Annotated in this window: 14 protein-coding genes; 11 read left to right on the top strand and 3 right to left on the bottom strand. The window is 32.4% G+C overall.

Annotation, left to right across the window (positions count from 1 at the left end; translation table 11 throughout):
• Positions 1 to 23 precede the first annotated feature (23 nt).
• Complete coding sequence (locus RYO54_RS10530; protein WP_315118394.1) at positions 24 to 1,118, top strand: RtcB family protein; 1,095 nt, start codon at positions 24 to 26, stop codon at positions 1,116 to 1,118.
• A gap of 104 nt (positions 1,119 to 1,222) precedes the next feature.
• Here the strand turns inward: RYO54_RS10530 and truA are convergent, their stop codons facing one another.
• Positions 1,223 to 1,960 carry a tRNA pseudouridine(38-40) synthase TruA gene (truA, locus tag RYO54_RS10525; protein ID WP_315118393.1) on the bottom strand — a complete coding sequence of 246 codons (738 nt, stop codon included), beginning with the start codon at positions 1,958 to 1,960 and terminating at the stop codon, positions 1,223 to 1,225.
• Between the two features lie 70 nt (positions 1,961 to 2,030).
• Positions 2,031 to 2,423, bottom strand: a complete 393-nt coding sequence (locus RYO54_RS10520) for a GNAT family N-acetyltransferase (RefSeq protein WP_315118391.1) — start codon at positions 2,421 to 2,423, stop codon at positions 2,031 to 2,033.
• Between the two features lie 191 nt (positions 2,424 to 2,614).
• On the opposite strand from RYO54_RS10520, the gene RYO54_RS10515 reads away from it, so the two are divergent.
• Positions 2,615 to 4,051 carry a potassium/proton antiporter gene (locus tag RYO54_RS10515; RefSeq protein ID WP_315118389.1) on the top strand — a complete coding sequence of 479 codons (1,437 nt, stop codon included), beginning with the start codon at positions 2,615 to 2,617 and terminating at the stop codon, positions 4,049 to 4,051.
• Between the two features lie 256 nt (positions 4,052 to 4,307).
• On the opposite strand, the gene RYO54_RS10510 is transcribed toward RYO54_RS10515, so the two are convergent.
• Positions 4,308 to 4,562, bottom strand: a complete 255-nt coding sequence (locus RYO54_RS10510; RefSeq protein ID WP_315118387.1) for a hypothetical protein — start codon at positions 4,560 to 4,562, stop codon at positions 4,308 to 4,310.
• Between the two features lie 277 nt (positions 4,563 to 4,839).
• On the opposite strand from RYO54_RS10510, the gene RYO54_RS10505 reads away from it, so the two are divergent.
• The 9 genes from RYO54_RS10505 to RYO54_RS10465 all read left to right on the top strand — a co-directional run bounded on the left by RYO54_RS10505 (position 4,840) and on the right by RYO54_RS10465 (position 14,370).
• Positions 4,840 to 5,733: an alpha/beta hydrolase gene (locus RYO54_RS10505; RefSeq protein ID WP_315118385.1), complete on the top strand. Its 894-nt coding sequence runs from the start codon at positions 4,840 to 4,842 to the stop codon at positions 5,731 to 5,733.
• 342 nt (positions 5,734 to 6,075) lie between these two features.
• A complete protein-coding gene (locus tag RYO54_RS10500; protein WP_315118383.1) occupies positions 6,076 to 6,951 on the top strand; it encodes a branched-chain amino acid ABC transporter permease in 876 nt (291 codons plus the stop codon).
• A gap of 19 nt (positions 6,952 to 6,970) precedes the next feature.
• A complete protein-coding gene (locus RYO54_RS10495) occupies positions 6,971 to 7,984 on the top strand; it encodes a branched-chain amino acid ABC transporter permease (RefSeq protein ID WP_315118381.1) in 1,014 nt (337 codons plus the stop codon).
• Positions 7,962 to 8,750, top strand: a complete 789-nt coding sequence (locus RYO54_RS10490) for an ABC transporter ATP-binding protein (RefSeq protein WP_315118379.1) — start codon at positions 7,962 to 7,964, stop codon at positions 8,748 to 8,750. Before RYO54_RS10495 ends, RYO54_RS10490 begins: the two co-directional genes overlap by 23 nt.
• A gap of 1 nt (position 8,751) precedes the next feature.
• A complete protein-coding gene (locus tag RYO54_RS10485) occupies positions 8,752 to 9,471 on the top strand; it encodes an ABC transporter ATP-binding protein (protein ID WP_315118377.1) in 720 nt (239 codons plus the stop codon).
• Positions 9,472 to 9,563: 92 nt separating this feature from the next.
• Positions 9,564 to 10,781 (top strand): ABC transporter substrate-binding protein, encoded by a 1,218-nt coding sequence (locus tag RYO54_RS10480; RefSeq protein ID WP_315118375.1) that lies wholly within the window; start codon positions 9,564 to 9,566, stop codon positions 10,779 to 10,781.
• A 26-nt stretch (positions 10,782 to 10,807) separates the two neighbouring features.
• Positions 10,808 to 11,623 (top strand): alpha/beta hydrolase, encoded by an 816-nt coding sequence (locus RYO54_RS10475; RefSeq protein ID WP_315118373.1) that lies wholly within the window; start codon positions 10,808 to 10,810, stop codon positions 11,621 to 11,623.
• A 106-nt stretch (positions 11,624 to 11,729) separates the two neighbouring features.
• Positions 11,730 to 13,121, top strand: a complete 1,392-nt coding sequence (locus tag RYO54_RS10470; RefSeq protein ID WP_315118371.1) for a sigma 54-interacting transcriptional regulator — start codon at positions 11,730 to 11,732, stop codon at positions 13,119 to 13,121.
• A gap of 223 nt (positions 13,122 to 13,344) precedes the next feature.
• On the top strand, positions 13,345 to 14,370 hold the full coding sequence (locus tag RYO54_RS10465; protein ID WP_315118370.1) for a 3-oxoacyl-ACP synthase: 1,026 nt from the start codon (positions 13,345 to 13,347) through the stop codon (positions 14,368 to 14,370).
• The last annotated feature ends 20 nt before the right edge of the window (positions 14,371 to 14,390 follow it).

Below are 14,390 nucleotides of genomic sequence, written 5' to 3'. Positions count from 1 at the left end.
ATTAATGGGAGGATAGGGGTATCGTGACTGAGGTAACTGGCAAATATAATAAAGCAATTGTTTACACAAATAATATTGAAGAAGCTGCAATTAAGCAGATTGAAACTTTATGCAATCAAGAGTTTGTAAAGGAAAGTAAAATAAGAATAATGCCTGATGTACATTGTGGAATGGGTTGTACAATAGGAACGACAATGACCATTGAGGATAAAGTAGTCCCTAATCTTGTTGGGGTTGATATTGGATGCGGAATGGAAGTTATAAAGCTTGAGAACCGCCGCATGGAGCTTCAAAAACTTGATAAGCTAATTTATGAAAAAATTCCTAGTGGTTTTAAAATAAGGGATAAGGAACATAAATTTAATGATGAAATTGATTTAGATGAGCTCAAGTGTAGAAAGGAAGTAAACCTTATTAGAGCAAGAAAAAGTATTGGAACCTTGGGTGGAGGCAATCACTTTATAGAAGCCAATAAAGATAGTGAAGGAAATCTATACTTAGTTATTCACTCGGGAAGCCGACATTTAGGACATGAAGTTGCAAGTCTTTATCAAAAGGAAGCCTTTAAATCTCTTAACAGCGACAACAAAGAGTTAGCCTATGCATCAGGAGAACTTTTTAAAGATTATATTCATGATATGAAAATTGTTCAACGTTTTGCAGAAATAAACCGTAAGGCTATGATTAATGAAATAATTAAAGGCATGAAGCTCAATGTGGCAGAGGAATTTACAACTATTCATAATTATATTGATATAGAAAATATGATTTTAAGAAAAGGTGCAGTTTCAGCTCAAAAAGGAGAAAAGCTTTTAATACCAATAAATATGCGAGATGGTAGCCTTATTTGTATTGGAAAAGGAAATGAAAATTGGAATTTTTCAGCTCCACACGGTGCTGGTAGAATCATGAGCAGAACTCAAGCAAAGAATTCATTTACATTGAATCAATATAAAAAGACTATGGAAGGGATTTTTACAACATCCGTGAAGAAAGAAACCATCGACGAATGTCCATTAGCTTATAAGTCTATAGATGAAATAATAAATAACATCAAAGATACCGTGGAAATAGTTCATAAGATAACGCCGATATATAACTTTAAGGCCGCGGAATAAAATTGAATTAACAGTATTTAAAGAGGATAATAGGGCGTACATAGATCTATATAAATCTATGTACGTTTCTTATTTGAATTTTTATTATTAGAGTGATAAAACTATTAATAATGAACATCTCTTAAGCATAATCCTTTTGCTTCAAGAATTAATTTAGTATCTGCTCTCTTCTTTTCATTTAATATTCTTTCTACATCCGCTGGTTTAATGTTCTCCTTACCCACTTCTAGGAGAGTTCCAGCAATGATTCTAACCATGTTTAATAAAAAACCATTTCCGTTAATCTCCATTTCTATCATACCACAATTTTCAGTTATATTTATGTAATTGATAGTCCTAATAGTTGATTTATCCTTGGATTTTAATCTAGTAAAGCCTTGAAAATCATGAGTTCCAATTAAAAACTTTGCTCCTTGTCTCATTGCGCTTAAATTAAGTTTTTCATTAATGTGATAATAATATTTTTTGTTAAATACACTTCTGAATTTATTGTTATTTATCCTATATACATAGGTTTTTGATTTTACATTATACCTTGCATGAAATCTTTCGCTAGTATCTTTCATAGATTTTACTAGTATATCTTCAGGTAAAAATGTATATAAATAATTTAACATATCCTCTATACTGAGATTAGAATTAGTATGAAAGTTTGCTGTATAATTTTCAGCGTGTACACCAGAATCCGTTCTTCCACAACCTATCACCTGAATGTCTTCTCCTGTCATTTTAGATAAAACAGTTTCTATTTTATCTTGCACAGTTGAAACATCTTTAATTTGTTTTTGCCACCCTTTGTATCTAGTTCCATCATATTCTATAGTCATTTTTAAATTTCTCATCTAGACCCACCTTTAGTTTTTGTATTAATTATATACCATAGAATCTATTTTTATCTATATCAATATCATACTACCATTTAAATAAAGAAATAAATCCCTTGTTACTTCTTGATAATCCAAATTTAGAATAAAATGATTCTTCAGAGGGCTTTGTTAACAAAACAGGACTTAAATTATTTTCCTCAAGAAGTTCCATTAAATTCTCCATTATTTTTGTACCAATTCCTTTTCCTTGATAGTCTTTATGTACGAGCAACCTCAATATGTAAGCATGTTTAATACCATCAGAAAGTATCTGAACAAATCCTATAAGTCTATTTAAATCATCTCTTACAGTAATCCATCCCCAGGATAATCCTAATGATTCTTCTAACTTCTTAGGTGAATTTAATCCCCATCCTATAGTTTTTAATAAATTGTTTAATTCATTTACATCAATTTTAGCATTTCTTTCAATACGCATAGAACCTACTCCTTTCACAATAATATAATATTATCATAAATTTACATGTATGTAATAACTTATGACCTAATTGTGTCTAAATTGTAAAATTAATCAAAATATATTGTAAGCAAAGGAGATAAAGTCTAGTTTTTATCTTTATAAGTTGGTAGAATAAAGTATAGAATTTAAGATGAAAAGGGAGGTATTAGATGAATGTATTATTTATTGCGGGAATAATCTTACTCATATGCGCAACTTCTAGCAAGGTTTTATATAAGTATGGTATACCTACCTTGGTTATATTTCTTGCTATGGGCATGCTTATGGGTTCAGATGGACCAGGAGGTATTTATTTTAATAATCCAGGTCTTGCTGAAAATTTATGTAATGTTGGACTTATATTTATTATGTTTTCAGGTGGCTTCGGTACAAGCTGGAAAACAGCCAAGCCTGTCGCTTTGGCAGCTGGTGTCCTTGCGACCCTTGGAGTAGTACTCACAGCTTTTTTGATAGGAGTTTTTGCTCATTTTGCACTTGGTTTTACATTTCTTGAAGGGATGTTATTAGGTTCCATTGTATCCTCTACAGATGCGGCCTCGGTGTTTTCTATACTTCGATCGAAACAACTTAATCTTAAAAATGGTTTAGCTCCTATGCTTGAGATGGAGAGCGGATCTAATGACCCAATAGCATATATGCTAACAACTGTTTTTCTTGGATTAATATTAGGTGAAGGGCAAAATATAGTGATACTTTTACTAACACAAATTGCAATAGGAGTACTAGGGGGTGCAATTGTAGGTAAGCTTTCAGTATGGCTTATCAATAATATAAATCTTGATATTGATGGTCTTTATTCCATCATCGTCATTAGTACTGCATTGTTATCTTATTCTGGTGCTGGATTGCTTTCAGGGAATGGATTCTTAGCTGTCTATATTACAGGTCTCATACTAGGAAACAGTAGGCTTGTTCATAAGGTAAGCTTGGTTCGCTATTTTGATGGTCTATCTTGGCTCATGCAAATTCTTCTATTTTTCACTTTGGGATTGCTATCTTTCCCATCAAGACTACCTAGTGTAGCAACAAAAGGAATGGCAGTTGCACTTTTTATTATTTTTGTTGCGCGTCCAGTGGCTATATTCATTATTTTGACTTTGTTCAAAAAACCTGTTAAAGAGCAGTTGCTTGTGTCATGGGTTGGATTCCGTGGTGCTGCGGCCATTGTTTTTGCAACATACCCTTTAACAGCAGGGTTGCCTGTTGCAGATGAAATATTTAATATCGTGTTTTTTATAGCATTAGTGTCCGTTATAGTTCAAGGAACTCTTTTTATTCCTATCGCCAAAAAACTTGACTTGGTAGCAGAGGAAGAAACAGTACTTAAGACCTTTACTGATTATTCAGGAGAGCTTCACGCAGAACTCCTGGAGGTAATAGTTCCAGAGGACAGCGAAATGGTAGGAAAGGCTATAATGGATTTGGATATACCTATGGATATATTGATAGTGATGATTAGACGAAGGGGAAAACTAATTACTCCTCGTGGTGCTACTATAATTGAAGCTGGTGATATTATTATGATGGCTGGAGACAATAAGGTAGAGCTTATGGAAATGCAAAATGTAGCTGGGGTTACCAGTTAAAAATTATGAGTATAATAAGAATTTTTTATTGTATATCAATAGTTACCTTTATTAAATGTTAAGATATCAGCATTATAACAAATTTAATAGATGAAAATAATTTTCTATGATAGATAAAAAACAGGAAACTTTTCTTAGTTTCCTGTTTTAAAATTTTAATATTAATAAACTTATAGCAATGTTAATGGCAGTAACCAGACCTAATATTATTGAAAAATTCATGGCTTTATCCTGTAGTTCCATATAATTTTTTATACTATCTTCTTTCTTCTTTATTTTTCTTTACTGATGCAATATATGAATAATATCTATCAGAAATACCAAGGTTTAAATTACCTTTTGAAGATAAATAAGTAACAATCGCAAATACTCCTGAAGAATAAAAAAATATATTGCTTAAGCTTTCAAAAGACATATCATTTCTTATAATCCAAATTATTAAACATATAATCATATTTATCGTTAATAATAAGGTTAATATCTTTATATATCTAAGTATATTTTTAGACATATAATCCCTCCCTATATCCAACAGATAAGCTCTATAGTTTCAAACATATACCTCTTTTTAAATAAATTATATCAAAATTGTAAAAATAATGTAATAGTTTAAAGCTTAAAAATATTATTAAACATTAATAAAGCAACTAACTATGTGTTATTGAGTTTTTCAATGCACATAGTTTTTTTACTTTCCACAAGGTAAAATGGCATCTTACATAGAAAATACTATAAATAGAAATATTTTGAAAAATTAATTTATTTATTAATTGAAGGGGTGTAATAAAATGATACAACAGTATGATATTAAGACAATTAAAATTAGCAATGGAGAGGTTATTGGGTATAGAGAAGCAGGCTGTGGAAATGAAACAATTTTATTGATTCATGGGAACATGACTTCTTCTAAACACTGGGATTTATTAATGGATAAACTTACTCCTAAGTACAAGATTTACGCAGTAGATTTAAGGGGATTTGGAGCTTCTAGCTATAATAATAGAGTAAATTCCTTAAGGGATTTTAGTGAAGATGTGAATGATTTTTGCGAGAAGATTGGAGTAACTAATGCCATAGTCATAGGTTGGTCTACTGGTGGAGGAGTGGCTATGTATTTAGCTGCGGATCATGGTGATAAGGTAAAGGAGCTTGTTTTAGTTGAATCTGTAGGGGTTAAGGGTTATCCAATCTTTAGAAAGAATGAAGAAGGAAAATCTATAATAGGGGATTTTTTAAAAACTAAGGAAGAAATAGAACAGGATTCTGTACAAGTAGCTCCAGTTTTAAAAGCTATAGAAAATAGAGATAAAGAATTTTATAGAGCATTATGGAATCATGCGATATACACTCATAATAAACCTGAGGATGATAGATATGAAGAATATTTAGAGGATATGCTTACTCAAAGAAATTTAGTAGATGTGGACTATTCCCTCATTCACTTTAATATAACTGAAGAATTTAATGGAATTTCAAAAGGTGATGGAGCAGCGAAGAGAATAGAGGCACCTACCCTTATATTTCAAGGGGATAGAGATTATGTAGTTCCTCACACCATGGCAGAGGACATAAAGAAACATATAAAAAATTCTGAAATGATTCTTCTAAAAGATTGTGGACATTCTCCTTTTGTGGATTCTTTGGATGAACTTTGCGAAAAAATTAATAGCTTTATTAAGTAGTTTTTATTTAATTAGGGGTTGATAATTGAATAGAGGGTTAAGGGCTTATAGGAGGGAATTCTGCTAATGCAGGATTCCTAATATATTTCTAGGAATTTTAATTTTCAATTGAACTAAAAAATTAATAGCAAAGAGACTTATGCTTTTGGCATGGTACTTGCTGGTAATATAGTGTAAGGAAAATAGACGATTGTACAATGAAATTATTACCAATAATTGGAATAGTAATAAATAGTTGAATTAGTAACTAAAACATAGAGGATGCTTAAATGACCATGGTAAAAGTATGTAAATATTAATGACATTGTAGCAATTTGTTACATGAAGGGGGAGAGAGGGTAGATGGATATTTTTTTACAATTATTATTTAGCAGCTTAGAGACAGGAAGCGTTTATGCATTGGCAGCTTTGGGTATCATTATTATATTTAGGACAAGTAGGATGACTAACTTTGCTCAAGGGTCTATTGGAATGTTTAACGCCTTTATTGCTACAGTATTTTTAATGAAATTCAATTGTTCTGCTTGGGTAGCTGCCATTGTAGGTATGATATTTGCTATTATAACCGGTATCTTAGTGGACGTTGTAGTAATAAGGAGAGCAAACAAAAGCTCACCAGTAGCAAAGCAAATTATAACTTTTGGACTTATTATGTTATTTTTAGGAGTTGCACCTATGATATTTGGTTCAATGCCATTATTTTTCCCAAGGTTTATAGAGTCAGGAGCATTAAATATAGGAAGGGCTTCTATTACCTATAATGCATTGCTGAATATCACTACAGGAATAGTTGTCATGCTACGACTATTTTATCTACTACAAAGAACAAAATTTGGCCTTGCAGTAAGGGTTACATCCTCTAATGAGCAAACTGCTAGACTTATGGGAGTACCTACTAAAACCGTAACTATGGTAGCTTGGGCAATAGCGGCATCACTTGGTACACTGTCAGCATTAATGTTAGCACCAGCTATTACGGTAAATGTTTCTATGATGGATAATGTTCAAATAAACGCTCTCATAGCTTGTATATTAGGAGGATTCTCCACTTTTTATGGCCCAGTTTTAGGAGCTTACATTATTGGTTTAAGCAGAAATATTTTACTGTTTTATGTTTCATCAACCTGGGGAGATGCCATTGTATATACATTAATTCTTATCTTTATAGTACTTAGACCAAATGGAATCATTGGCAAAAAAGTGGTTAAAAAGGTGTAGAGAGGAGAATAAGACTGCTATGAAAAAATTGTTTCAAAATATTTATATAAAGTATATATCCTTTGGAATTATATTATGTTTAATACCATTACTACAATCCCAAGGAATTTTAAATAGTGCTACCGTTACAATTTTTGGGACTATATTGTTTTATGCCATTGTTGGAATAGGGCTGAATGTATTGTTAGGTTATTCTGGGCTTATTTCTCTTGGAACTGCGGGCTTCATGGGATTGGGCGCATATACATCCGCTTATCTAACCAGCGATTTGAAATTACCCTTTATAGTTTCTCTTATAATATCCATGGTAATACCCCTTATTATTGGACTTTTAATTGGGGCTGCGTCATTAAGATTAGAAGGGTATTATTTAGCAATAGCTACCCTTGGAGTATCAGAAATTTTTAGAAAAGTATTTGTAGAGTATGAAGTTATTACAGGTGGTTTCTCAGGAAAAAATGCAAGCTATCCAGTATTATTTGGAGCGATTAAGTTGGATAGAGGGAGTACCTTTGTGCTACTTGTAGTTACTTTAGTCATAGTTATGATACTTACTCATAACTTCATCCATGGGGCAATTGGTAGAGCGCTACTTACCATGAGAGGAAGCGAGGCTGCAGCTCAAGCCATGGGAATAAACCTTTTAAAATACAAACTTATAGCCTTTGGAGTGGCAACAGTATATGCAGGACTTGGAGGAGCGCTTTATGTCCATTTTATCAAATTTGCCTATCCATCAACTTGGACATTGACCTTATCCCTTCAAATTTTAGCGGTAATAGTAATTGGAGGTATGAGAACCATAAGTGGACCCATAGTAGGATCTTTTGTGGTATTTGGAGTGCCAGAACTACTACTTAAAAGACTTCCCTTAATAGGAAGTACAGATGGATTATCTTTTATATTTACAGGAGTATTAATAATTGTGGTTATTCTATTCTATCCAAATGGCTTAATATTTATTTTCAATGATATAAAAAAATACTTTAAAAAGGAAAAGGTGATAGTAAATGAACAAAGCTCAAATGCTTAAAGTAGAAAATCTATCAATAGCTTTCCTAGGACTAAAAGCAGTAGATAATCTTAGTTTTTCAATAAATGAAGGTGAAATATATGGACTTATTGGACCTAATGGAGCAGGAAAAACCACAGTATTTAATTGCATAACTCAGTTTTATAAGCCGGATAGTGGCAGTGTTCTTTTTACAAAAGAAGATGGCTCTATAGTAGATTTAGTAGGAGAAAAAACTCATAATATCATAAAACTTGGCTTGGTTAGAACCTTCCAAAATGTAGAGCTTATAAGTGAGCTATCATTATTAGACAACTTATTAGTAGGTGCTCATGTACAATTTAAGACCGGTATTTTTTCTCAATCACTAAGATTAAAAAAAGCAAGAAAAGAAGAAGAAAAACTTAGAGAAAAAGCTCTTGGAGTGTTGAAGTTTCTCAAGTTAGAAGATAAAAAACATGAACTGACAAGTGGTCAACCTTACGGAGTATTAAAAAAAATTGAATTAGGAAGGACACTAATGAGCGACCCAAGAATAATAATCCTCGATGAGCCTGCAGCGGGACTTAATGAAGTAGAAACCTTAGAACTAGCAAAGCTAATCAGAACTATTAGGAGTGAATACAACTGCAATATTTTATTAGTCGAACATGATATGAGATTGGTAATGGATATTTGTGATCGAATATGTGCAATTTCTTTCGGCAAAAAATTAGCAGAAGGAACCCCTAAAGAAATTCAAGATAATAAAGAAGTACAAGAAGCATATTTAGGAAAGGAGGAGTGACATGAGCGAGATAGCATTAAGTATTGAAGAACTTAAGGTTTCCTATGGAAGCATACAAGCTTTAAAAGGAATAAATATAAAAGTTCCTAAAGGAAAGATTGTAGCATTATTAGGAGCCAATGGAGCAGGAAAAACTACTACATTAAAAGCTATCTCTGGCATTGTAGGAGCAGGATGTGGAAGGATAAAATTTTTTGATAGAGATATTACTAAAATGTCTGCAGAAAAGATTACTTCACTAGGTATTATGCAATCACCAGAAGGGAGGCAGATCTTCCCGGAAATTTCAGTGGTAGATAATTTGAGAACAGGAGCTTTTACATTAAAAAACAAAGAGCAATTAAAGAAAAACTTAGATAGGGTTTATAGATATTTTCCAAGGCTTAAGGAAAGAGAAAAGCAAATAGCAGGTACTTTAAGTGGAGGGGAACAACAGATGTTAGCTATAGGTAGGGCCCTTATGAGTAGTCCTAAGCTTCTTTTGCTAGACGAACCGTCCCTAGGATTAGCCCCTTTGATTGTTAGAGATATATTTAAAATAGTAAAGGAAATAAATGAAGAAGGCACTACAGTACTTATCATTGAGCAAAATGCCCTTCAAACTTTAAAGATAGCAGATTATGCCTATGTGCTAGAAGTAGGAGAAATAAATATATCTGGGAAAGCAAGTGACTTGATTAAGGATAAAAAACTTATAGAAGCCTACTTAGGGTCGCATTAGAGTTTGGTTAAAGAAGAAACTAAAGAACCCAAAGGAAGAAATTCCTTAATATATTCATTATCAAATTTTAATTATTAGTTAGGGGGATTAAAATGAGAAAAAGAATTTCATTATTATTATCGACATTGATGATTGCTACAATAGCTTTAACAGGTTGCGGGAAAAAGGCTGAAACAGCACAAGGTGTAACAGAAAAATCAATAAAAGTAGGTAATAGCGCATCCACTTCAGGGGCTCTTGCTCCAGTAGGAGTACCATTTAAAGCGGGTATTGAAGCTTATTTTAAAATGGTAAATGAGGGTGGAGGGATAAATGGAAGAAAAATTGAATATGTGCATCAAGATGATGAATTTAATCCTGAAAAGGGTAAAGCTGCTCTTGAGAGATTGGTAAATGACGAAAAGGTATTTGCTTTGGTTGGTCATTTTGGAACTCCAATTGTTGGGGCCACCATAAATGATATAAAAGAAAAAGGGATTCCAGCAGTTTACTTTGCTACAGGGACAGGTATTCTTTACAACGAAAAGGCTGAAGGAAATGATAGATGCATATATCCAGTACAACCAGTTTATCCAATGGAAGGACGTATAATGGCAACTTGGGCAAAGGGAGAATTTAAAGCAAGCAAAATAGGGGTTATTTATACAAATGATGATGCTGGTAAAGATCTATTAAAGGGTATTCAACAAGAAGCTAGTACTCTTGGCGGCTTAACTGTAGTTGATGAGCAAGTAGCTCCAGGTTCAGAAGACGTATCAGCAGCGGTGTCAAAAATTAAAAATGAAAATGTAGATATGGTAATTATAGCTGGAATACAAGGTACATTCCCACAAATAACTAAAGAACTTGCAAAGCAAGGCAACACTAAACCGGTGTTAACAACATATGTAAATGCAGATAAAACTATGACAGCGGCTGTGGCTTCAACAGTTAATAACAAATTTGATGTTTATGCTCATGCTTGGGTAGATGCAACAAAACCTGCTATGAATGAATATAAAAAATGGATAAAAGAAATTTCAAGTGAAGACTTTAGCAACAATGCTTATGCGATGACAGGATGGATAGCAGCACATTTCTTTACAGAAGGATTAAAACGTGTTGGTGATAAGGAACTAACTTGGGAATCTTATATGAATGCTCTTGAATCTGCACCAATTGAAAATCCATTTGGTGGATCCATCGACTTCTCAAATGGAAAGAGACTTGGAACACAAGAAATGGCTTTAGTAAAAATGAATGAAAAGAATCCAATAGGATGGGAGTCATACATCGGATTTAGAAGCATGAAACAGATATTAGGAAAATAGTTAAATATAAAGAGGATGATAAAACTATGGGTTATGTGAATATAGACGATTATGATATTTATTATGAAAGCTATGAAGAAGGAGAAACGGTAATTTTCTTAAATGGAATTATGATGAGTACACTTAGCTGGAATCCTTTTTTAGATAGCTTTAAAGATTACAGACTTATTCTTATAGATTTTGTAGATCAAGGAAAATCCTCCAAGGGGAGAGAGGAATACACTCAAAATCTTCATGTAGAAATTTTAAATAAATTTATTGAAGAGCTTAACTTAGGAAAGGTTAATTTGTTTGGAATATCCTATGGTGGAGAGGTGGCAATGAAATTTGCTCTAAAATATAAAGAAAAGCTGAAGAGTTTAATGTTATCAAATACCACCTGTTATACTAATTATTTAATGAAAGATATAGAAAGGCTTTGGGATTATGCTGCATCAACCTATGATGGCAAGGTGTTTTTCTCAGCTACAATGCCTTTTATATATTCTCATAAGTTTTATGAAGAAAATAGTAAATGGCTAAAGGAAAGGGAAGAATTATTTCAAACAGTCTTTAGCAAAGAATGGTACGATGGCTTTAGAAGGGCTATCAAAAGCGCTTCTGATTTAGACTTAAGAAAGGAAATTGAAAAAATAGATATACCCACCCTTATAATAGGGGGAGACTTAGATATTATAACTCCACTGTCCTATCAAGAGGAAATTTATAAAAGAATAGAAAACTCCAATATGGTAGTTATAAAAGATGCAGGACACGGAGCTATGTATGAAAAACCTTCAGAATTTTCAAATACTTTACTAGGTTTCCTCCAAAATTATCATAATAAAATAAATATAGTTTAAATTGATTACCCAAGGGAATGCTTATCCCTTGGGTAATATTTACATTAAAACCATTATAGTGTATAATAATATTAATATTTCCATTATGTTATGATGGGGTGATTTTTTGAAATGTATAGGAGAAGATAAAGATTTTATGAGGTTTTGTCAAAATGTTTTTGATAACCTTCCTATTGCTGTGGATATTTTGGACAAACATGGGAAAATTATTTACATAAATAATGCCTTTAGTTCATTTTTAGGACCTCCTATGGAAGAGATGATAGGAAAATTAGTTACTGATGTTAACCCTAAGTCAGGTTTTTTAGATACATTAAAAAGAAAACAAGCAGAGATAAATATTAAGCATAAGTTTGATAACGGAAAGGAAGCTATTGTCCATAGAATGCCTATCTATGATGATAAGGGAGAAGTCATAGGTGGAATAGGTATGCTAGTTTTTGATAATGTGGACAAGATGCAAGAAGTTTTAAATAAGTTTAAAGTGGTAGATAAAGAATTAAAATTATATAAAAATGAAATGGCAAGATTAAATTCAGCGAAATATACCTTAAATGACATAATAGGAGTATCGGAAGAAATTGAAGATATAAAAAATAAAGTTAGAAAATTTGCTGCAGTAAATTCTAGTGTTTTGATTTTAGGAGAAAGTGGAGTTGGTAAGGAGCTGTTTGCTCATTCCATACACAATGAAAGCAAAAGAGCCAATATGCCTTTTGTATCAATAAATTGCTCTGCTATTCCAGAAAATTTGATAGAAGCAGAGCTTTTTGGATATGAAGATGGGGCTTTTACTGGAGCTAAAAAAGGGGGAAACATTGGTAAATTTCAATTAGCTAATGGGGGGACTATATTCTTAGATGAAATTGCAGAAATGCCCTTACATATGCAGGCAAAACTTCTTAGAGTATTGCAAGAAAAAGAGGTTATGGCAATTGGAGCTAGATCACCCCAAGCTATCGATGTAAGAGTTATTAGCGCCACTTGTAGAAATTTAGAGAAGATGTTAATGGAGGGGAAATTTAGAGAAGACTTATACTATAGACTAAATGTATTAACATTAGAGATACCTCCAATAAGATTGAGAAAAGCAGATATACCAATACTAATAAGACAATTTTTAAATAATTTTTATAAGGAAACAGGTATGTTTAGGCATATATCTCCTAATGTAATGGAGATACTTGTTAATCACAGTTGGAAAGGCAATGTCCGTGAGATTAGAAACGTGGTGGAAAAAATGTCTGTAAATGCAGATGATGTGAATATAGGAATAGGTGATTTACCAGCTTATATAGTAAAAGATAGTTTAAAGGAAAGAAATGTTTCTAAGAGTGGGGGATTAAGTCAAATGCTTTCTGCCATTGAAAAAGAAATTATCATTAATGTTCTTAAAGAGTGCAATTATAATAAAACGGAAGCTTCTAAAAAACTTCAAATACCAAGACAATCCCTCTATAGAAAAATTGATGAATATGGTTTGGAACTAAAGGTGTAACAAAACAAGACATTGTTATAAATTATGACGAGAGTTTTTAAGGTGAATATTTATGCTAATGATTTTCTCGAAAAAAAGAGAAAGTCATTAGCATTTTTTATTGAATTTTTAGAGATTTGATATGGGTTTTTCTAAAAAAGGAATCTCACATTTTAAAAAAGTAAATGGCATGACTTTTGCTTATTTTAATAGTAATAAGGAAATAAATGGGGAGGGAACTTTAATGAAAGACCATATAGGAGTAGTTGGCTTTGGATTATATTTACCAGAAAATAAGTTGACAGCAGCAGAGGTTAGTGAGCTAACTGGCGGAATGTGGAGTGAGGAGTCTATTATTTGCAAGCTAGGTTTTGAACAGAAAACTATTCCCGGAAAAAAGGATGGCACAGAAGAAATGGGATATTATGCTGCAATGGATTGTTTAAAAAATAATGGAGTGGATCCTTTAGACATAGATTTAATTATTTGCATTGGAGAGGAGTGGAAAGAGTATCGTTTAACTACCTCTGCTATATATATTCAAGAAAAAATTGGCGCTTATAATGCTATTGGTTTTGATATTTCACAAAGGTGCTGTACTGCTATAACTGCTATGAAAGTGGCAAAAGATATGATGATGGCAGATAGCAAAATAAATACAGCGTTGATTTGTGGAGGATATAGAAATGGCGACTTTATAGACTATAAAAACAATAGAGTTAGCTTTATGTATAACTTAGCAGCAGGAGGGGGAGCGGTTGTATTAAAGAAAAATTATGGGGAAAATGCTCTTTTGGAGACTTCAATTATAACCGATGGTTCCTTTGCAAGGGATGTAGTAGTGATTTATGGAGGTATAGAACATCCAATAACCCATGAGAATTTAGAAGTTGCATATAAATCTTTAGATGTTATGGATGTGGTGGGAATGAAAAGTAGACTAAATGAAAAATCTACTCCAAACTTCTTAAAGGTTATAAGGGAAGCATTAAAAAATAGTGGATATCAACAGGAAGATATTGATTATATAGCCATGATTCACTTTAAATACTCTGCTCATAAGTACATCTTATCAGAACTTGGACTAAGTGAAAATCGATCCATTTACTTAAAGGATTATGGACATATAGGGCAAATAGATCAAATTTTATCTATGAAATTAGCCTTAGAGGAAGGAAAAATTAAGGATGGGGATGTGGTGGTAACAGTAGGTGCAGGTATTGGATATGCTTGGGCAGCTAATGTGATTAAATGGGGAAAGGTTAAATAGAGAAAGGTTAAATAGGGTGA

This window comes from uncultured Clostridium sp. (genome assembly GCF_963515715.1).
Classification (GTDB): Bacteria; Bacillota; Clostridia; order Clostridiales; family Clostridiaceae; genus Clostridium_AW.
The sequence above is the reverse complement of the archived record's forward strand: the minus strand, read 5'-3'. Positions and strand labels throughout refer to the sequence as shown.

Bases quoted from the DNA above. Each gene is read 5' to 3' on its own strand.
- truA (WP_315118393.1), bottom strand. From the start codon at position 1,960: ATGAGAAATTTAAAAATGACTATAGAATATGATGGAACTAGATACAAA.
- RYO54_RS10495 (WP_315118381.1), top strand. From the start codon at position 6,971: ATGAAAAAATTGTTTCAAAATATTTATATAAAGTATATATCCTTTGGA.
- RYO54_RS10485 (WP_315118377.1), top strand. From the start codon at position 8,752: ATGAGCGAGATAGCATTAAGTATTGAAGAACTTAAGGTTTCCTATGGA.
- RYO54_RS10490 (WP_315118379.1), top strand. From the start codon at position 7,962: ATGAACAAAGCTCAAATGCTTAAAGTAGAAAATCTATCAATAGCTTTC.
- RYO54_RS10500 (WP_315118383.1), top strand. From the start codon at position 6,076: ATGGATATTTTTTTACAATTATTATTTAGCAGCTTAGAGACAGGAAGC.
- RYO54_RS10465 (WP_315118370.1), top strand. From the start codon at position 13,345: ATGAAAGACCATATAGGAGTAGTTGGCTTTGGATTATATTTACCAGAA.
- RYO54_RS10520 (WP_315118391.1), bottom strand. From the start codon at position 2,423: ATGCGTATTGAAAGAAATGCTAAAATTGATGTAAATGAATTAAACAAT.
- RYO54_RS10515 (WP_315118389.1), top strand. From the start codon at position 2,615: ATGAATGTATTATTTATTGCGGGAATAATCTTACTCATATGCGCAACT.
- RYO54_RS10505 (WP_315118385.1), top strand. From the start codon at position 4,840: ATGATACAACAGTATGATATTAAGACAATTAAAATTAGCAATGGAGAG.
- RYO54_RS10475 (WP_315118373.1), top strand. From the start codon at position 10,808: ATGGGTTATGTGAATATAGACGATTATGATATTTATTATGAAAGCTAT.
- RYO54_RS10510 (WP_315118387.1), bottom strand. From the start codon at position 4,562: ATGTCTAAAAATATACTTAGATATATAAAGATATTAACCTTATTATTA.
- RYO54_RS10480 (WP_315118375.1), top strand. From the start codon at position 9,564: ATGAGAAAAAGAATTTCATTATTATTATCGACATTGATGATTGCTACA.